General features: G+C 32.6%; 18 protein-coding genes. 6 read left to right on the top strand and 12 right to left on the bottom strand.

The features are described from left to right. Positions 1-2 precede the first annotated feature (2 nt). From IAI10_RS11295 to IAI10_RS11285, 3 genes are all read right to left on the bottom strand, one after another. Positions 3-971 (bottom strand): FAD:protein FMN transferase, encoded by a 969-nt coding sequence (locus tag IAI10_RS11295; RefSeq protein ID WP_315673370.1) that lies wholly within the window; start codon positions 969-971, stop codon positions 3-5. Between the two features lie 180 nt (positions 972-1,151). After that, the gene (locus tag IAI10_RS11290; RefSeq protein ID WP_315673369.1) at positions 1,152-2,630 is read right to left on the bottom strand and encodes a HAMP domain-containing sensor histidine kinase; all 1,479 of its coding nucleotides are present in this window, start codon (positions 2,628-2,630) and stop codon (positions 1,152-1,154) included. Then, positions 2,627-3,295, bottom strand: a complete 669-nt coding sequence (locus IAI10_RS11285) for a response regulator transcription factor (RefSeq protein ID WP_315673368.1) — start codon at positions 3,293-3,295, stop codon at positions 2,627-2,629. Before IAI10_RS11285 ends, IAI10_RS11290 begins: the two co-directional genes overlap by 4 nt. A 291-nt stretch (positions 3,296-3,586) precedes the next feature. On the opposite strand from IAI10_RS11285, the gene IAI10_RS11280 reads away from it, so the two are divergent. From IAI10_RS11280 to IAI10_RS11270, 3 genes are all read left to right on the top strand, one after another. Next, positions 3,587-3,829, top strand: a complete 243-nt coding sequence (locus IAI10_RS11280) for a hypothetical protein (RefSeq protein WP_315673367.1) — start codon at positions 3,587-3,589, stop codon at positions 3,827-3,829. Between the two features lie 45 nt (positions 3,830-3,874). Next, on the top strand, positions 3,875-4,105 hold the full coding sequence (locus IAI10_RS11275; protein WP_315673366.1) for a hypothetical protein: 231 nt from the start codon (positions 3,875-3,877) through the stop codon (positions 4,103-4,105). Between the two features lie 158 nt (positions 4,106-4,263). Further along, complete coding sequence (locus IAI10_RS11270; RefSeq protein ID WP_315673365.1) at positions 4,264-4,866, top strand: 3'-5' exonuclease; 603 nt, start codon at positions 4,264-4,266, stop codon at positions 4,864-4,866. Between the two features lie 44 nt (positions 4,867-4,910). On the opposite strand, the gene IAI10_RS11265 is transcribed toward IAI10_RS11270, so the two are convergent. Together IAI10_RS11265 and IAI10_RS11260 are read right to left on the bottom strand one after the other, a co-directional pair. Next, positions 4,911-5,291, bottom strand: a complete 381-nt coding sequence (locus IAI10_RS11265; RefSeq protein ID WP_315673364.1) for a PH domain-containing protein — start codon at positions 5,289-5,291, stop codon at positions 4,911-4,913. Continuing rightward, complete coding sequence (locus IAI10_RS11260; protein WP_315673363.1) at positions 5,288-5,710, bottom strand: hypothetical protein; 423 nt, start codon at positions 5,708-5,710, stop codon at positions 5,288-5,290. The genes IAI10_RS11265 and IAI10_RS11260 overlap by 4 nt, the downstream gene beginning before the upstream one ends. A 205-nt stretch (positions 5,711-5,915) precedes the next feature. Between IAI10_RS11260 and IAI10_RS11255 the strand changes: the two genes are divergently transcribed. Further along, positions 5,916-6,569, top strand: a complete 654-nt coding sequence (locus IAI10_RS11255; RefSeq protein ID WP_315673362.1) for a GDSL-type esterase/lipase family protein — start codon at positions 5,916-5,918, stop codon at positions 6,567-6,569. On the opposite strand, the gene IAI10_RS11250 is transcribed toward IAI10_RS11255, so the two are convergent. Both IAI10_RS11250 and IAI10_RS11245 read right to left on the bottom strand, forming a co-directional pair. Further along, positions 6,566-8,704, bottom strand: a complete 2,139-nt coding sequence (locus IAI10_RS11250) for an RNA degradosome polyphosphate kinase (RefSeq protein ID WP_315673361.1) — start codon at positions 8,702-8,704, stop codon at positions 6,566-6,568. The two genes, IAI10_RS11255 and IAI10_RS11250, sit on opposite strands and share 4 nt — an antisense overlap. Before the next feature lie 15 nt (positions 8,705-8,719). Then, a complete protein-coding gene (locus tag IAI10_RS11245; RefSeq protein ID WP_315673360.1) occupies positions 8,720-10,261 on the bottom strand; it encodes an HD domain-containing protein in 1,542 nt (513 codons plus the stop codon). Positions 10,262-10,502: 241 nt separating this feature from the next. Between IAI10_RS11245 and ppx the strand changes: the two genes are divergently transcribed. Then, on the top strand, positions 10,503-12,002 hold the full coding sequence (gene ppx / locus IAI10_RS11240; RefSeq protein WP_315673359.1) for an exopolyphosphatase: 1,500 nt from the start codon (positions 10,503-10,505) through the stop codon (positions 12,000-12,002). Between the two features lie 56 nt (positions 12,003-12,058). Beyond that, complete coding sequence (locus tag IAI10_RS11235) at positions 12,059-12,646, top strand: hypothetical protein (RefSeq protein WP_315673358.1); 588 nt, start codon at positions 12,059-12,061, stop codon at positions 12,644-12,646. 28 nt (positions 12,647-12,674) lie between these two features. On the opposite strand, the gene IAI10_RS11230 is transcribed toward IAI10_RS11235, so the two are convergent. The 5 genes from IAI10_RS11230 to IAI10_RS11210 form a co-directional block, all read right to left on the bottom strand. Further along, positions 12,675-13,568, bottom strand: coding sequence for an MBL fold metallo-hydrolase (locus IAI10_RS11230; RefSeq protein ID WP_315673357.1), 894 nt, complete (start codon positions 13,566-13,568; stop codon positions 12,675-12,677). Positions 13,569-13,718: 150 nt separating this feature from the next. Next, complete coding sequence (locus IAI10_RS11225; protein ID WP_315673356.1) at positions 13,719-17,084, bottom strand: endo-1,4-beta-xylanase; 3,366 nt, start codon at positions 17,082-17,084, stop codon at positions 13,719-13,721. A 252-nt stretch (positions 17,085-17,336) separates the two neighbouring features. Continuing rightward, the gene (locus IAI10_RS11220; RefSeq protein ID WP_315673355.1) at positions 17,337-18,074 is read right to left on the bottom strand and encodes a FlxA-like family protein; all 738 of its coding nucleotides are present in this window, start codon (positions 18,072-18,074) and stop codon (positions 17,337-17,339) included. A gap of 196 nt (positions 18,075-18,270) precedes the next feature. Beyond that, positions 18,271-19,416, bottom strand: coding sequence for an ABC transporter permease (locus IAI10_RS11215; protein WP_315673354.1), 1,146 nt, complete (start codon positions 19,414-19,416; stop codon positions 18,271-18,273). After that, the gene (locus IAI10_RS11210) at positions 19,409-20,530 is read right to left on the bottom strand and encodes an ABC transporter permease (protein WP_315673353.1); all 1,122 of its coding nucleotides are present in this window, start codon (positions 20,528-20,530) and stop codon (positions 19,409-19,411) included. The genes IAI10_RS11215 and IAI10_RS11210 overlap by 8 nt, the downstream gene beginning before the upstream one ends. Between the last annotated feature and the right edge of the window lie 4 nt (positions 20,531-20,534).

Raw genomic sequence — 20,534 nt, 5'->3', positions numbered from 1 at the left:
ATTTAAATTCCATATGAATATTGATTGTTGACTAATATAAAAGATTTCTTTAATTTTTCTGTAATATACATCTTTTTATCTTCTGTAATAAATATGCCTTCTACATCCTCATAATTTTTAAGCAAAGCAAGAGAGTCTTCTATGCCGCTAGTATAGCACACTGTAGTTAATCCATCGCCATCCATGGATTTGTCAGATATTATAGTTGCGCTAACTATTCCTTCAGAGGGATACCCGCTTTTAGCATTCATTATATGATGATATCTTTTTCCGTTTATCTCAAAGTATCTCTCATAGTTACCAGAGGTAACTATTGACTTATCTTTTATTGCCACAATTCCAATAAATTCTCCCTGTTTTCCAAAGGGATCTTGTATACCTATATTCCAGCTGTCACCATTTTCCTTACTGCCATAGGCATATATATTTCCACCCAGGTCTATCATTCCGCTGCTTATTTTAAAATCTTTAAATATTTTAACTACCATATCCGCAGCATATCCTTTAGCGATAGCTCCAAGGTCCAAGGCTTCACCTTTTTTTAATAACTCCACGCTTATATTCTTGTCATCCAGCTTTATATCCCTGTAATCTGCCAGCTTAAGCTTTTCTTTTATTTCCCATTCCTCTGGAACTCTTTTATTCTTTCTTCCAAAGCCCCATAAATCAAGCAATGGTCTAAGCAAGGGATTAAAGCCTCCCCGAGAAAGTTCACTATAGTAAACCGCTCTTTTTATAACTTCATAGGTTTCTTTGCTCACCTTTTGAGCTGCTTTTCCTGCTTTCATATTTATCTTAGATACTTCACTGGTATCTTTAAACACAGACATCTTATCATCTATATCATATATGCACTGTTCTGCAGCTTCTACTGCTTCCTTGCTGTTAGCTCCAAAAGCCTTTAGGGCATTTATTGTACCTAAAGAATAAAATTGTTTTATATATGAATTTTCGTTTTTTTCCTTCAACATAATATTTCCTCCTATCACTAGCTTAACTATATTATAAAATGAATAACTTAATGTTAATTGAGAAATTCCTTAAAAAAAGCTGAGAAAAATGTTAATTTTAAAAAAAGACTATGTTTTAAATCAGTGTAAAAATCAATACCGATTTAAAACATAGTCCCCAAATTATATATTTGTCAGCTTTCATCTGGAAAGCGGCAGCAGCACACTGAAGGTACTTCCTTTTCCCAGTTCACTGTTTACGTAAATTTCTCCTCCATGAGCATCAACTATTTCTTTTACTATAGACAATCCTAGTCCATAGCCTCCTTGTTTTCTGGATCTATGAGAATCACTTCTAAAAAATCTATCAAATATTTTTTCTCTGTCTTCCGCTGAAATACCCATCCCATTGTCACTTACAGCTATATGAGCAAAGCTTCCTTCCACCTTGTCAATTTGATTTAAAGCTAGACTCACTTTCCCATTTTCAGAAGTATGTTGCACTGCATTATTTACTAAATTATATATTATCTGCTTTATTTGATTTGAATTAACATTAGCGTATATGTGTTTTTCTAACTTTACATTTAATTCCTTATTTTCAGCTATAATCTTAAGCTGTGGAACTATTTCATCTATTACATTAGCTAAATCCTCTTCCTTAAATTCTGCTTTTACTTTGGAATCAAATCGAGTTAACATCAAGAGATCATTTACTAGCTGTGTAAGTCTATCGCTTTCTGCCAGTATGCTTTTAAGTGCCATGTCCAGCTGCTTTTCATTTTTGGCAGCCCCTCTTAAAAGCACCTCTACAAAGCCGTGAATGGAAGTGAGGGGCGTTCTCAGCTCATGAGAGGCGTCAGATATAAAATGCCTCATTTTTTCTTTCATATATTGCTCTTGTTTAAAAGAGATTTCTATCCTTTCAAGCATGCTATTAAAGGCAGAAGATAAAGAATCTATCTCCTGTTGTCCATTATCTTCAGGCAGCCTTACCTGAAGCTGAGAAGGCTCTATTTTTTCAACAGTATTCTTCATATCATAAAGTGGTTTTAGAGTATAATTCAAAAGTCTTTTACTTAATATTGCAGCAATTATAATAACAAAAAATGAGCTGAATAAGTATATCATGAGATGCTTGTTTAAAAAATCTTGTATGTTTGCCCCGCTAGTACTCAATTGTATAAGTCCATATACTTTATTGCCTGAAACAAGCTTTCTCCACATGACTACCTGCTGTTCTCCGGACATATTTTTAATAATCTGCATAGGAACTATCTTATCAGACTTCAAGATTTTTAAGTATTCATCCTTATTTAGATAAGGGGTGCTGTCTCCATCTTCATCTTCAGCTTTTATGACATCCTTGCTTACTACATTTCCATCTTGATCTATAAAGGTAGCCTTAGTATTCTTATCAGAGCAGCTTTTCACTATATATTCAGCAATAGCTGAGGTATCCAAATCATTAGAATCTGCCCTATCCAAATTTTCTAAATGTATGCCCTGAAATTTACTTTCCAGAAGCTGTTCCTTTCCCACATATAAATTTTTTTTCATAAGCAAATACTGAGAGGTGCCCATAATTATTATTGATACTATAAGCATTACTATGAAGCTAAGTAATAATTGAAAGCTGAGGCTTTTGGTGTTTATTAATTGCTTTTTTATAATCTTCATAACATCACCTTGTATCCTACGCCTCTGACAGTTTTTATAACACAATGTTTATTATCACCTATTTTATCTCTCAAATATCTTATATAAACCTCTACAATATTTTCTTCTCCCTCAAAATCATAGCCCCATACATTTTCCAAAATAGATTGTTTGCTTAAAACCAGGCCATTATTTATAAGCAGGTATTTAAGCAGGTTATACTCAGTAGGTGAAAGATTTAGTTGATTTTCTTTATAGGTTATTTCATGCGCTCCATCATCAATTTTAAACTCCCCTATGCAGGCTGCCTCATTTGTACCAGGAAAGCTGTTTCTTAATCTTGCATTTATTCTAGCCAGCAATTCCTTAAAACTAAAAGGCTTAATCATATAATCATCCGCTCCTAGATTTAAGCCTTTAACTCTGTCATCAATTTCATCTTTTGCAGTAAGCATTATTATTGAGGTCTTAATATATTTTTTTATTTCTCTGCATACTTCAAAGCCATTCATTCCAGGGAGCATAATATCTAATATGATAATCTCAGGCTTTACATCTATAGCTTTAATTATTGCACTATTACCATCATAGGCAGTATGTACTACATAATTTTCGGCTTCTAACCCCATTTTTATAAATTCTACTATGTTTTCCTCATCATCTACCACTAAAATATTCGCTTTCATAAGAACTACCTTCTTTTCTATAGTAATTAGGCTGTATTTTAAAAAACTTATTGATAGAATTATACTATATATAAGTTTTCAATCTCAAGCTATAAATATCGATAAAGTAGATAAAAAAATCTTTTTAATTATTTGGTTCTGTTTTAAATCAGTGTTGATTTTTACACTGATTTAAAACTTCCTTCAGTTCGGGAGGCTATGTTTTAAAAATAGTGACATTTTTTTCTTAAAAGATATTATATTTAGTCGTATTTTGTACGATAATTTAAATATGAAAGGTGGTGGCTAATTATGAAAGAAATAGTTTATAGAAGCATATTCCCTAACAACAATATACCAAAACCAGAGATACGCAGCCTTGCTAAGGATTTAAGTCATAAAAACGAGTTGACATGTGAAGTAAACTCACTGATTAATTATGCCGATTTTTCAAAAGTATCATCTGCCTTTAGTAAAATAGAATTTGAAGAAAAACTTAAAAATGATCCTGTGGGCATTTTTTTAGAAAAATTACAAGAAAAATCTATTATGTAGTGGTAGAATAATTATATAATATTATTGTTTTACGGAGGTATTTTAATGAATGAGAAATTTGAGAAGCTTAATTATAGGCTTAAAAATTCATTCAATGAGGCTTCCAAGTCTCTTAACAATGTTCTAGGTAACTATAAAAATAAGCTTGAAAATGGATTAAAGTATAAAATATTTACTTGCCCTAGCTGCTCACAAAAGCTTAGGGTTCCTAGAGGAAGAGGAAATATAGTAATACGATGCAAAAGGTGTGGAATTGAATTTAAGGGAAAATGCTAAAAAATATACATTATGGAGGTAACTAATTAAAGCTTCCATAATGTATATTTTATTTTATCAGTTTCTTTTATTACGAAATAAATGTATACTATAAGTGAAAACTAAGCTTTAAATTAGCTTTTTCCATAATACATTACTCAAATATAAGAAGGTATATTATGCATTATATTGTATTAGATCTAGAATTTAATCAAGGTTTTGATATAAAAAATAACGAAACTGTAAATAACCCTAGCTGCCCTTTTGAAATAATACAAATAGGCGCCGTAAAAATGGACGAAGATTTAAATATTGTAGAAAGCTTCAACGAATTTATAAAGCCCCAAATCTACACAGATATTCATCCTTATGTGGCTGAAATTACTGGAATAAATAAGAATAGATTAAAGCATGCTCTATGTTTTAATGAAGCCTATGAAAAGTTCAAGCAATTTTTGGGATGCTCTGAAAATATATTTTGCGTATGGGGGTTAGTTGATATAACTGAATTGTTTAGGAATATAAAATTCTATTCTTTAGAGCACAGCTCTATATCCAAAAAGTACATTAACCTTCAGCATCATGCCTCAAAATATTTTGGTTGTCCAAGAGGCATTAACATAGGCCTTAGCAATGCTGTTTCAATTTTGGAATTAGAAGAAATTTATAAATTCCATGATGCTTTAGGAGATGCTTATTACACTTCAGAAATATTCAAAAACATTTATAACAGAAATATAAAACCTGTGTACTATTGTTTACCCAAAAGCAAAAAAGCTTAAAAATCTTTGCATACTTTAGTGCAAAGATTTTTTAATTGCTTTATCTAAATATCTAGTATATAGTGTGATAAAGCTTTTTGAATATTATATATGGTCTTATCTCTTTTAAACTCTCTTATTATTGGTTCATTTAAGGCTTGTATGTATATAGTAAGTACAGCATCCGCCTCTACGTATCCTTCTGTTTCTATACTGTAGTGAGTGATGCTTCTATATGGAAATGATGTATACTTTGTTTTTTTACTTACTCTTCCTTGGCGTTCCAAAATAATCATCCTCTTGTTGGTAAATATAAAATTTTCTTTATTTACTAAATAAGATCTCTCAGCCAATTCTCCATCCGTGAGAATGATATTTAATTCTTCTTCGAGTTTATCGATATCAATATCCCCATTACTATTCCAAAAGCCTTCAAAAATTTTCATATCACATTACTAGCTTCCTTTTTATATTTTTCAAACAATTTTTCTCCTACCTTTACAGAAATGTCCATAAAGGTTTCTGCTTCGTAATCTGTAAATCCAATGTTTTTCATAGTAGCTGATATCCATGCACTCATGCTTCCGTAATTTTTAGTTCTATTGTAATATTCAAATTTCTCCTTCATAAGTTCTTCTTGTTTTCTTTGCATGGATGTATTATTCTCCATAAGCTGCGGCATATTCATAAGTATCCATTGCTGAGCAAAAACAAATTCATTTATATAATCTGCTTTTCTATTTTCTTCAGTAATTTCCTCTACACTGCTCATTATTCTTCCTTCATATAGTATGCTGTTATTTTTTAATTGATCTTTAGCATATTTTAAAAAGCCTTCAACACTATCTCTTGATAAAATTGACATTTCACCTTCGCCTCCAACTATTTTAGGAAAGTTTTATATATATTATTCAATGTTTTTTACAAAACTCCTGCGTATAATTATATAATTTTCAGTCACAAAACTCCACATTAATAATTACTATATATTAAGAAATATGATTCTCTATGTCAGGAATTTTAACTCAGATATTCATATAATTATATTTTGAAAATGAGGTGTATAACTAATGAGAGGCTGTCTATATACCGCTTTAGGAGATTCCTTAACCAATGGTTTTCTTGCTTACATGTCTACAGGTTTTTCTTATCGTCTGTGCCATTATTTAAGACGTGAATATGGCAGTACTGAATTCTATAACTTTGGAGTACCTGGTCTAAAGAGCCAAGGGTTATTAAAACAATTAAAAACTCAGGAAAAAGTAAGATATTATATAAAACGCGCTGATTTGGTAACTATATCTATAGGTGGAAATAATCTTCTTAGATGTGCACATGATAACTATTGTCATATAAATACAGAAAAAGCGCAAGAAGGTACAAATAATTTTGTTCGTGATTGGCCATTAATATTGCATTGCATAAGAGATGAGCTAGCATCGGATGCTGATATTTTTGTTATGACTCTTTATAATCCTTATCCAGTTAAAGATAAAAATTATGATACTGCAGAGCATTATATACAGATTATAAATAGTGCAATCTGCGACGAAGCCTTAATAAAAAATTACGAATATCGCGTGGTAGATATCTACTCCACCTTTAAAAATCTATGCCCGCCAAAATTAACTCACTTTGATTTAGCTATAAGGGACCCTCATCCTACTTATGAAGGTCACCATATAATTGCCAAAGAGTTTATGAGGTGCATAAGTGGAAATTAAAGATTTTGAGATGAAGGACCGCTTTTCAAAGGTTTAAATCCTTCTTCTCTCCATTTATCTTTATTGCTTTTAAGCTCTTTTTTTCTATTGTCTGCGCTTAAAGTTATGCTTTTACATAGATATTCCTGACTATTTAAGTTTTCTTTTCCTCTTCTATCTATTTTTATATATTCTCCATCTTTATGAAGAAGCCTTGCTTTAACAGTATCCTTTAAAGCTAAATTCAAAATATCCTTCACTTTTTTTCTAGCTTCCTTATCCTCTATAGGGAAAAGGAGCTCAACTCTTCTATCTAAATTTCTATTCATCCAATCTGCACTGGAAAGATATATAAGTTCATCTCCGTCATTATGGAAACAATAGATTCTGCTGTGTTCCAAAAATCTTCCCACGATGCTTTTTACAGTTATGTTATCACTTATACCATCTACACCTGGTCTTAAGCAGCAAATTCCTCTCACAATCAAATTAATTCTAACTCCTGCCTTTGATGCCTCATACAAGGCTTCTATTATCTTTTTATCTACCAATGCATTGAGCTTAGCAAATATGGCAGCCTTCTTTCCTTTTAAGGCGTTCTCGGTCTCTTTTTCTATGAGATAAAGAAATCTCTCTCTTAAATTTATAGGAGCTAAACTTAATTTGTATAATTCACTGGGGCGTGAATGTCCTGACAGCATATTAAATATTGAAGAAACATCTGAACCTATATAGGGGTTGCAGGTAAACAGTCCCATATCAGTATAGATTTTAGCGGTTACATCATTATAGTTTCCCGTACCCATATGCACATAACGCTTTATTCCATCCTCTTCTTTTCTTACTACTAAAAGTATTTTGCAGTGAGTTTTTAGTCCTACTAACCCATATATTACATGGCAGCCTGACTCTTCAAGACGTTTCGCCCAATGTATATTATTTTTTTCATCAAATCTTGCTTTAAGTTCAACCAATACAGTAACTTGTTTACCATTTTCAGCTGCCTCCACTAAAGCTTTAACAATAGGTGAATTTCCGCTTACCCTATAAAGAGTTTGCTTTATAGCAAGAACATTAGGATCCCAGGCAGCTTGTGTCACCATATCCACAATAGGCTGAAAGGATTCATAGGGATGATGAAGAAGTATATCCTTTTCCTTTATGGTATCAAATATATTTTCTCCAGATAAATTTTTATTAATTTGAGACGCTATAGGAACATATTTCAAATGTGTTGAATCGTCTATAGAATAAAACTTCATTAAAAAAGTTAAATCCATAGGCGTATTTATTTCGTATATCTGATTATCAGCTACCTCCAATTCTTCTTTCAATATATTAAGCAATTCTTCTTCCATTCCATGTTCTATCTCAAGTCTTACTGCTGCACCCCATTTTCTTTGTTTAAGGGAAAGTTCTATGGCTTCCAAAAGATCTTCCGCCTCTTCCTCATCTAAAGATAAGTCTGCATTTCTTGTTATTCTGTAGCAGCTGCATTCCAATATATTTTTTTCTGAAAACAAAGTTCCTAAATTTAGCTTTATTATATCTTCCAAGAGTATGAAAACCTGTCCACAATCTGCTGGAAGCTTAATAAATCTATCTAATACTGAAGGAACCTGAACTGTTCCAAAGGTATGCTCTCCTTTATCTGCTTCCAATATAATTCCTATGTTTAAGCTTTTATTTAGTATTAAAGGGAATGGTCTGCTTTTGTCTACCACCATTGGTGTAACTACCGGATATACATTTTTCAAATAATATTCATCAATAAATTCCCTTTGTTTATCTGTTAGCTCTTCAGGTTTTGCAAATACTATTCCTTCTTTTTTTAATGCAGGCTTTAAAGAGTGCTTATAGCAGTTACTCTGATCATTTACCATGGCATGTGCTCTGCTGGATATATGATTTAACTGTTCTATAGGTGTGAGACCTGATGGATCAGGTTTTGTGAAATCTGCTTTTATTTGATCTGTAAGAGATCCGACCCTTATCATAAAAAACTCATCTAAATTTGAGCTGAATATTGCTGCAAATTTTAGTCTTTCAAATAATGGATTAGAAGAATCCTGAGCCTCCTCCAAAACCCTTTTGTTAAATTGCAGCCAGCTAAGTTCCCGATTTATAAAATTATTTACACCATTACTACTTTTCATTTGAAAATCCCCCGCTTATATAATAGGTTTTATTCCCATTACTTCTTCAAAAAAGTATGCATTGTTATTAAAATTCCATTCCTCTAACAAAATATCCTCATTAGCTTCTACATTGAAGTATATTGCTTCTGAATTTACTGTTACTTTCAAGGCCTCTATCTTCTGTAAATGTGAAACATCTAAGGCTTCGGACAGCTTTAATATTGCTGTAAGCTTTGAAACTGTCATCCTATCCGCTTCACTTAGCATATAATAATTTTCGTCAGCTTCCGGTCTTATATCCTCATCGCCATGATATCTAGCAATATTTGCTATAATATTTAGCTCATTATCAGAAAAGCCTATAATATCCGTAGTTTTTATTATATTATAGGAATGTTCTGCATGATTAGTGGTATTAATAAACGCTCCTACATCATGAAGTATGCTTGCTATCTGCAAATAGAGTCTCTCTCTGTGTCCCAGCTTATGAAGCTTATTAGTTTCATCAAATATGTGAAGTGCTATTTTTTCCACGTAAGAGGCATGATTTTCATCTATCTTATATTTTTCTCCTATATGCCATACAGAGCTTATTATGTCGCTTATATCTGTTTCATGTTTACCAACAACCATATTGTCGCTTATATCCTTTAATATTCCGTGCCTTAAGGTTATTTCAGGAGTATAAATTTCTTTGGCCTCTGTCAGCTTAAGGAAGCATTGAAGCAGCAAAACTGTTGAAAGCACTAGATTGGCTCTCTTTCTAGGTATATCATAATCAAATTCTATTTGTTCCTGACTCATTTTTCTAATATCGTCATACAAGCTTATAAAATTCTTTCGCTTTATACATGCAAATTTTTCATTACTTTTTGCTTTTCTCTCCATAATGTCAATTATAGTGCTTAGTTCTCCTCCAATGGCAACAAAGTGACTAACATTTAGATTCTCTATATTTAATTTAGCAAGATATATTTTACTTTCTATATACTCCTCCATAAGCCCTGGAAAATTCAATGATTTATTTTGCAATTCTGACAATATTTCAGGCAAGCGCAGAGAGCCTATCTTTATGTTCTCTGTAAACTTTAATTGTCCTTGCTTATATATGGATGCTTCAATTGCTCCAGAGGTTATATTAATTACAAGTACATTTTTAGAGAAGTCTATATCTATCTTAGAAAATGTGTTTTTCATACCTTTTAGCACAAAAAATCTCTCTTCAGCTATGTTCAGACACTTAACCACAATCCCTGTTCTGAGTCTTATCTGCTCAAGTATATATTGCTTATTCTCTGCCTCTCTTATCCCACTGGTGGCGATAGCTTTATAGCTTTTAACATGATAATCTCTCATTAAAGCCCCAAAGCCTTTCAAATTATCACAAATATCATGTATGGTTTCAACTTTTATTCTTCCAAAGGAAAAAGTATCTTTTCCTATATTAGTCTGTTTGCTTACATCTTCTAATATATTGAAATCTCCATCTTCATTTACTTCAGCAATGGTCATTCTTAAATAATTAGATCCTATGTCTATGGATGCTACCGGATTGTTAATCTTAGCTTTAGCCATATTATTCTCCTTCAGATTAGTTGTTTTGAAAATTTAACAAATATATTCAATATTCTACGACATTATTATACTATATGTGAGTTTAAAAGACCAAATCAGATGTGCACATAACATAAATTTAACATTTCATTTTTATAAGGCATTACTTAATTTTAGTATTGAATACGCTTCATGCCAGCTATATAATTTACATATCAGTAAAAACTTGATATGAAATAATACTTAAGCAAGGAGAAGAACTATGAACAAAACAGCAATAATAGATATTGGTTCCAATTCCATTAGAATGGTTATCATAGCTATTGATAATAAAAGCTTTAGAATAGTAGATGAATTGAAGGAAACAGTTCGTTTAGGAATGGATATGACTGAAGATGGCAGCTTGAATTCTGAAAGAATGGATAAAGCCTTTAAAACCTTAAGCTTTTTTAAAGCTCTATGCCATGCACAAAATATTCATGAGATAAAGATTGTGGCTACAGAAGCTGTAAGAAAAGCTTCCAACCAAAAAGAATTTTTAAATCTTATTAAAAGCAGCCTTAATTTAGATATAAAGATACTCTCTGGAAAAGAAGAAGCTTACTACGATTATTTTGGGGTTGTAAACAGCCTAGATATTCCTTCGGCCTTGCTTATGGATATTGGCGGAAGCAGTACAGAGCTTATATGGATGGATAATAGAAAAATTAAAGAATCTATAAGCTTACCTATGGGAGCCATAAACATAACTGAAAGGTTTTCCTTAGAAAATGCTTTAGATGAGGGAAAGGAAAAAGCTCTTAATAAATTTCTAAATGAAAAATTTGATGAAGTACCTTGGCTAAAAGAAGTTAAGAATCTTCCACTCATAGGCATAGGCGGTTCAATAAGAAATATAGCCAAAATACATTCAAAAAAAGAGAATTATCCCTTGGATACCCTTCATAATTATGTATTGAAAATAGAAGATGTACGTGATATACATTCTTCTGTAAAGACAAAGGATTTAAATCAAAGAAAAAAGATAAGAGGTTTGTCTAAGGATAGAGCTGATGTATTTCTTGGTCCATTATCTTCAGTTATGTGTATTATAAATAAGTGCAGTATTAATAAAGTAATAGTAAGTGGCAGCGGCATTCGCGAAGGTCTTATATACGAGCATATATTAAACGGAACAACACCTGTGGAAGATGTTTTTCAATTTTCACTGGAAAATCACATGGGAATTTATGAGATTGATGTTACTCATGCTCAGCAGGTTTGGAAGCTTTCCCATATGCTTTATTTGGAATTAATCCCGCTTTTAAATACTTCAACCTCTTCTCACAATATATTAAAAACGGCTTCCCTGCTTCATGACTGCGGCATAAGAATAAACTACTACAACCACCAGGAACTATCCTATCATATAATAATACGTTCTAAGCTGAACGGATTAAGCCACAAGGAGCTGCTCATGGCTGCCTATGTTTCTGCTCTCCATAGAAAGAATGAATTTAAAGTAGATGAAAAACATTATGAAACGATTTTAAATTCCGACGATATGGCTATCATTGAAAAATTAGGTTTGCTTTTAAGAATATCTGAGAATTTAGATAGAGCTATGAACAGCAATGTGAAAAAACTGTATTGCAATATATCAGAAGATGAAGTAAAAATAAATGTGCTATCTGACTCGGATGCCTCTCTTGAAATCAATTCTGCCATGGATTGCAGCAATGCTTTTAAGAGAATATTTAATAAAAAGCTTACAATAGTATAAATAATTTTTCACCCTCATATAATAATGCAATAGCATTCTATGTGAGGGTGATTTTTTTGATTGATAATATAGAAAACTATTTAAGCAGGGAAGCCTTATTCCATATCTGCAGTCACTATTCTGTAAACAATATATCAGAGCATGAGATAAGAGTGGGAAATTTTTCCATGCAGCTTTTTGATACACTGCTTCCTGCTTCTCAGCTTAACATAAACCTTAGAAGCCTATTATACTACAGCTCCCTGCTTCACGACATAGGCTATTTTGTTCAGAAAAAAGGACATCATGAGCATTCAAAGGAATTGATTTTAAAAGATGACCGCTTTAATAAGCTTCCTATAGAGCTGAGATTTATTCTAGGTATAATGGTGAGGAGCCACGGAAAGCTTTTGGATCACCACATATTTTTTTACCCTAAAGACATACAAACTCTTGTCATAAGATTAATTTCTATTTTGAGAATTGCAGATGCCTTAGACCATAAGCATAATTTAGGCATTGCTGTTGACGCTGTTTTAAAGGACAATGAACTAAGCCTTAAATTAAAAGGAAGCAATTATGAACCCATAGAGAAACGCTTAGAAAAAAAGTCCAAATTATTCAAAGAAGTATTTCCAATCAGTATAGCTGTAGAAGGACTTTAATTTACTAGATCCCATATAAGATGTACACTTATTGCACTGCGTAATAATAAAGCTTTCCATTTTCTATGGAGCTTTCTACCTTTCCTTTTTCTATAAGGTATTTTAACAAAGCCGATACAGAAGAATAATCTAGGTGATATTGTCTATAATTTAAACTAATATCATTTATTATGACTATATTTTCTAGTAATTCTTCTTTTGTAAGAGGCTTTTCTAAAAGTTCATATATATCATTTAAATAATTTTGTATATTTTCTATATTTCTATCTGCTAAATCTATAATCTCTTCTTTATTCACTATATCCTTGGCATGGCTTATTACAAAATAGTCCGCTTCAATTTCCTTTATAGCCTCCAGAGTCTTAAATTGATCCTGTACATTGTATAAAAACGGCAGAGAATATTTTTCTAGTATATCCGAACTAAATATAGAATCTCCTAAAAAGCACACCTTTTCAGGAGTAATAATTCCTATATGCTCAGGAGAATGCCCTTTTAAAGGAATTACCTCTATTTTTTCATCGTTTATTTTATTTACACCATATTCAGGAACTATATCTACTTCTATATTGCTTCCTTCCTCCTGAAGCTGTTTTACCGGAAAAGAAGAATATAGTATAGATGGATGTAATTCTATATTCTCCATATAAATCTTCTCCTTAGAAGAAGCATAGGTTATGCAGCCTGTATATTCGTTTTTAAAATAATTATTTCCTCCACAATGATCCATATGGCTGTGAGTATTTATAATATATTTAACATGAAGTCCATTTTCCTTTAAAACCTCTTCGATTTTCCTTGCAGCAGAATTGTTTCTTCCAGTGTCAATAAGAAGACAATTCTTATTTTTATAAGAATAAACCCCTATGTTTGTAGGAGCATTTATATAATAAGTATTACCCTTAATTTTAGTTAACTCCATTTTCATCAACCCTTTCATTTTTAATATATATATCATTTAATTTATATTTGTCAATACATTGCAATTTTCAAATGAAAGGATATCCATAAAGTTTATAAAATAAAGGGCTTCCTATGACAAGAATTTGTCATAGGAAGCCCTGCTTTTTATTTACTTAGCAGAATTTTTCTTGAATACTAATACTAGTCCTAAACCAGTTAATAATATTCCTGCAAATACTAGCACATCAAAATCTATCATAGATCCTGTCTTAGGTAATTGATTCGATAAAGCAGCATTAGTATTAGTTGTAGTTGCGGATACTTGCTTTACTGTGGAGCCGCCATTCCCCGTATCTGTTTGCTGCGGATTAGTTTCAGGCTTTGTTACTACGGGAGTAGTTCTATTATCCACCAGTAACAGATTTCCAAAACCAGAAGTATCCTTATAGGAATTTCCTGAAGCATCATTCCAGATTGACACACTTTTTCTTGTACCGCTGGCATCGGCATCATTAACTTGAACATCAAAACCAAGCATGCTTCCATCTGCTGGTTTTATGCTGGTTAAAGGTATTGCTTCTTCAACTATATAGCCAGTGGAGGTTTTAGAAGTGGCTGATTTAAAGCCCGCTGGCTTGCTCCCTCCAAAGCTTTGCTCATTATCAAAGTTAACTCTTATTTGCTTATCATCGCTTTGGTATGAAGTGGTTTTACCGTCATTTTCATCTATAAACACTTCTACAGAATCCTGTTCATAGGCATTGGTACTTGCTTTGTTTAATAAACTGTCTGTCACTTCTGCAAGCACATATAAATTATGTTCATCCCATAAAGTTCTAACCTTAGCAGTGGCTCCAGATTTGCCTATTACCCAGGTATCTGTGCTGATTTCATTTGCTGAGTTCCAAATGTCGTCTTTAATTCCATCAATAGTTGGAGTTCCATATAAAGCTTTAGTCATTCTTGAAGATCCTGATAAGCTTAAATCTGCAAAATAAGCAGTGTTAGTGTCTTGCCTATTTCCATAATCATTAAGCACTGACATGGAATCGATTGTTCCTTTTCCCTTATCATCATTAACTCTTACATCAAATCCCATAACTTTTCCCACACTGGGGCTTATATCATCTATAGGAATCACTTTATACGCCGTATATACATTAGCGTCACTAACACAATCACTACGCTTAATCGTTATATGCTGGTCATCCCCTTCATAGGAAGTAGTTTTTCCATGATTCTTGTCCAAAAATATCTCTACGCTATCATTATTTCCTATAGTATTATCACTAACATCGATTTTAACATATAGGTTTTTATTGTCCCACAAGGTTTGAATTTTCGGAGTTGCTCCGCTTACACCTTTAACATAAGTAAAATTGGTAATAGATTTTGCGGAATTCCAAATAGAATCACTTGCCTTTGAAGGAGTTCCTTCCACTGCGTCTACACTGAGCCTATTTACTATGCTTTTAGAAGGATCAACTATTGCCCAGTATGCTGGTTTTGCCTGAAATTTGCTGTCAAACAATAATGGCTGAGAATCTGAAAGCCAAGAATCTATATCGGTAACTCCCCAAAGCATTACTAGGCTTATTTTATCTTTTTCACTTTTAAATAGATCAAATACTTGCTTATATAATCTAGCTTGCTTTTCGTATCCTTCTTCAGTTATAGGATTGTTGTCTTTTATACATAGATCCATCTCCGTTACTTGAATATCTACTCCTAGAGAAGCAAGTTTTTCAATTGAAGCTTTTATGGCATCTACAGAAGTACTCGTATCTATATGCATCTGCATACCAATGCCATCGATAGGAACTCCTTTAGCTTTCAGATCCTTTACAACTTCATATATTTTTTCTGTCTTAGCATTATTATTCTCTATGCCGTAATCATTTATATAAAGCTTCATAGAAGGATCTACTTCATGGGCAGTTCTGAAAGCTGTTTCTATATAGTCAGGCCCTGCTATTTGATACCATTTTGACTGCCTGTAGTTTGCATCATCACCTATAACTTCATTAACAACATCCCACCATTTTATAGGATTTTTGTCTCCATATTTATCTTTAAAATGCTTTAAAACTGTAGTTATATGAGTTTTCAATCTCTGCAGCAGCAGTTCCTTTGAAGCTGGTTTTGAAGGAACTGCTGGATCTTGGAAAAACCAGTCTGGAACCTGAGAGTGCCAAAGAAGGGTATGTCCTCTCATCTGCATATTATGTGCTATAGCATAATCAACTATTTTATCTGCATCCCCAAAGGTAAAATTTCCTTCTGTGGGCTGCAAAGAACTTGGCTTCATCTGATTTCCAGCTACAAGGACACCATAATGCTTGCTTACTAACTGCTCTGATAAACACCCCTCAGCTAAATTGTCTGGCTGAACAGCTCCTCCAAGCGGAAAATATGGGGCTAGCACATCCTTTAAGGAAGGAATATCTTTTTGAATAGGCAAAGGTTTGTTATCTACTTCTTCTGTAAGAGATACGTCATCAATATAAAAGCTTAAAGCTGTATTAGATGAACCTATAGATAAATCTAATCTGCTCAATGCACTTGTAGCATCTGCTAAAGATAATTCTGCTTCCACAGTAGTCCAAGCAGTATCGCTTATAGGCACATCGGTCTTTAAAGAAGGCCAAGTGTCAGATCCGTTTACAGTTTTGGAAGTGTGTATTGTTATTTCTTTAGCTCCACTTTGTCCCGGTAATGCCTTTACTTTTAATGAAAACTTATATATACTTCCTATCTTCACCCTATCAATTAGATGATAGGATGGTCCGTCCCAGCTGTTTTTTCTTTCGCTTACCTTCATGCTGTAATTTCCGCTGGCTTTATCTTCCGTGGTAATTTCAATTTTCGCTGATCCGCCAGCTGACCAGCCGTCAATATTTCCAGCCTCAAAGTCACCGTTTGGAATCACATTCTCTCCCATTTTAACGGGATTCGAATCTAAAACGATTACATCATCAATATAGAACTGCAAAGTCTTATTGGGAGATTCAATATACATACTTAATGTGTCGTAAGCATCAAAGCTAGGTGAATAAGTACCTGTAATAGTTGTCCAAGCTTCTTCATTAACGTTTTTTTGCCATGCTATGGTATCATAGCTATCATTTGCAGCTCCAGTTTCTTTTCTGTCCATGGATAAAGTTATTTGCTGGTTAGTATCTGATGCTCCTGCTGTAGCTTGATCTTTTACTACTTTTATCTTCATCGATATATTATAAGTCTTACTTTTCTGCAGCTTTCCTTTAAGATCCACAGAGGGACCTTGCCAGCTGTCCTGCCTTCCTGTTACCTTCATACTATAATTGCCGCTGGCCTTATCTTCTTTAGTAGCAGTAAGTACAGCAGCTCCTCGCGGAGTCCATCCATTAGTAGTTCCATCTTCAAAAGTGCCATTTGAAATTAAATTATTTGAGTTATCCTCCGCCATGGCTTTTAAAGATGCATTAGCAAACAACCCTGTAACCATACATGATGTCATGATAAAAGCAAAAATTTTTGATACTTTTCTTTTCATCTTTTCCCCCCCTATATAATATGTATACCTGCTCAGTGAACTCATCATCACTCCAAGTAAACATTTACATATATTTTACCATTTTTATTGTTTTGTTAAAATTGTTTAAATTTTACATTTAACCCCCACAAATTATACATTATTTTATAACAGCATGAAATGTTTGACTAATTTTAAACCTAAAAAAAGAGAGCTTTCGCTCTCCCTAACAAATTTTCATTCACATATAAAAATTTAGTATTATTTATTTCCCTAAGCATAGGTGTCAAAATTAATTACCTTATTTTCTTCTTCTCTGCTATTAAACTTCACTTTTTTATTTTCTTTATTGTCATTCACATCCACCTCTGTATGAGAAGTATCTTCTGAATTAATAGCACCCTCTGAGCTCCCGCTTACTCTAACAGCATTGATTCCCTCATCTGCACTATTTTTTACTTTATGACTTAGTTCACGGAATTTATCTTTTATCTTTCTATCGGTATCAGAAATTTTCACTGATTTCTTTTTTATATTCTCAATATCTCCCTCAGAATATTTAGGGCCTTCTAGGCTTTGACTTGGTTCATTTATAGTTCTGTTTCTTTCCACTATAAGACTTTTTTTAACCTTAAAAAGCACTCCTAATTGATTTACATCATTCATCATATTCATAGTTTCACTTGATCTGGAGTCGTCTTCTGCTTTCTTAACTTCATTGCTGCCAGCATTCTTATTGTTAGCTTTTTCTGTTTCTTTTTCAGTTTTACGAGAAGCCTCTTCCGCTTTTTCACTAGATATCTGCCCTTGTATATCTGCAATCTGTTTTTCTAACTCCGCAATCTTTTGCTGCTTAGTTTTTGAATCTAGCTTATCATTTATTCTTACCTGTTCAATTCTAGACTTTAAATTCTCAATTTGCTTTTCCAACGCTTTTATAATATTATCTGCTGATTTATCCTGATTAACACTTGGACTATAGCCTTGAGCTGTGACTGAAGATATAGCCATGAAACTCACCCCTGTATTCTATAAAATCTATTATTAAAATTAATATCATATAAATTATCGTCTATATATTTTTTTTCTTTATAGTAAATAATTTGCAGATTATAATTAAGCACTCCTTAGAATTTATCCCATGGGTTCTGAAAGAAACCATGACAGAGGATCATAAGTCTATATCCACAGCTTTTAAAACATAGCCCTACACAAAAGTTTTTATATCCTGATTTTTCTTAAACCTATAGGCTGCTAATATGAAAAAGGTTATACCAAAGCCAAGTATTATTGCTATATTTATTATGATATCCTTGAAAGATGAGCCATTTTGAAGCTTTTGTATAGCATCCATAATCCATTTTTGAGGTACAAAATTAGATACTTTCCTTACTGAATCAGGCATAAAATCCAAGGACCAAAAGCATCCTCCTATCATACAAGTTGGAGCTATTATGATGCTCTGTATGGCTCCAACAGCCTTAGAATCGTTAGAAAATGCTACTATAGCAAGTCCTAACCCCACAGCTGAGGCGCTAAATATAATAAGAAGAAGCATTAATGTGAAAAATGGAATAAAAATCTGCATATGCATAAAATTTATCATAACAAAAAGTATTAAAGCAGTTTGTATACTAACTATAATTAATCCCGAAAGCACATTTGCGGCTATATAGTACTGACTTTTCATTCCGGAAGACCTTATTCTATAGTAAGTTCTATTTCTTTTTTCTTTAAGAATCATTTCAGAAACACTAGCGGCACACAACATCATAAACATTATAAGCGTTCCTATACCTGTTTGGGAAACACTCTTGCTATGCCCTTCATCCTGTATATTCACACTAGTAATTTTTATAGAATTATCCCTAAAACTGTTGTACAAGGTTTTAAACTTGCTAGAATCACCTTTTGAATACTTAACTATATCATTAACACTATTTAAATAGTTATTTATATAATTATTTAACCATGCATTAGATTCGCTGCCTCTTAATGATTCGAGGTCAACTCCTTTAGTTTCACTATCAGGCACATTATAGGAAAATTCCTTTGGTATTATCACAATAGAATCTAATTCTCCATTTACCATCCTTTTTTCAAGAGCATCCCTGCTTCCCTTCTGAATAGCAAACTTTTCTTGACCTTTTATAGACTGTATCATATCCTGTGATATTTGAGATTTTTCGTTATCTATTATTCCTATATTAACTTCACCGGTGCTACTGCTTCCCTTTATTGCCACAAGCAAGGATATCAGTATTACTGGCAAAACAAAGAATACAACTATGGAATATTTCTTCTTAAAAGTAACTTTAAAATTATTTTTAACCAGCCACAGCACATTACTCATTCAAAAAAGCCTCCTTCTTAATATATCTAACAGATATTGCTATAAATATAATTGATAAACCTATACTTATCAGCAAGGCTCTTGTTATATAGCTAAAATCATTTCTATAAATAATCTGAAATATAGCCTCATTAGTCCATTTAAGAGGGGATACTTCAGATATAGTACCTATTACCTTGCCCACATTATCTATTGGGAAGTAGGCTCCTCCTAAGAATGATATTACACCTATTGCCACATTCAAGATCTGCCTTCCTGCTGCATAATTTTTTACTATACAAGAAATCATTGTTCCTAAAGCCAAACACATTATTGTTTGAGTAAGCACTATTAAAATTATTATTCCTAAGTGATCCCCCCAATAGCTTTTAAATATAAATTTAGTAAATAATATCAATATTAAATACTGAATAAACTTCACAAATAGGTTTCCTATCATTTTACCCGCAAATATATCTAACTTTCTCACAGGTGCATAAAGCATCCTTGTACCTGTTTTACGGCTTCTTTCCATATTAAAAATTTCTAATCCACCCATGCAGGCATAAGCTATTATCATGGTAATCATTGTGACGGAATAGTAGTCCAAGGCTCTTGGGCTCTTAGGTCCGTTTAAGGATACTTCATTTACATAATTCTTATTTTTAATCTGATTATCAGCGTTTACCGATGAGCCGCTTAATAGAATTGTTTTTAATTTATACTGCTGCAGGGCACTTGAAATTATGGCTTCGACCTTAGCTGTATCCATGGTTTCTTTGTTATTGCTGTATATCGTTATATTTTCTTTTTCAAAATCTATATAACAAGAATAATTTCTGTTCTTTACTTTATTTAAACTTTCTTCTTTACTTTCAGCTTCCGAAAAGCTTACTCCTATATTTTTAACATTTTTTAAAGAGTTTAATAGTTCATCATAGGCTTTCCCGCCATTGTTAGTATAAATAACACCTATGCTGGAATCAGAAGAAGAGCTCGAATTTGAAAAGGTTCCAGATAAAGCTGTACCTAAAATAGCTATGAGAATTATGGGGAAAAGCAAATTCATAAAAAATGATCTTTTACTTCTTACTGTATGCTTTATCTCCTTAACCAGTATCTTGAAAAACTGCATCTGT

The organism is Clostridium sp. 19966 (genome assembly GCF_032335695.1).
Taxonomy (GTDB): domain Bacteria; phylum Bacillota; class Clostridia; order Clostridiales; family Clostridiaceae; genus JACTOJ01.
The sequence above is the reverse complement of the archived record's forward strand: the minus strand, read 5'-3'. Positions and strand labels throughout refer to the sequence as shown.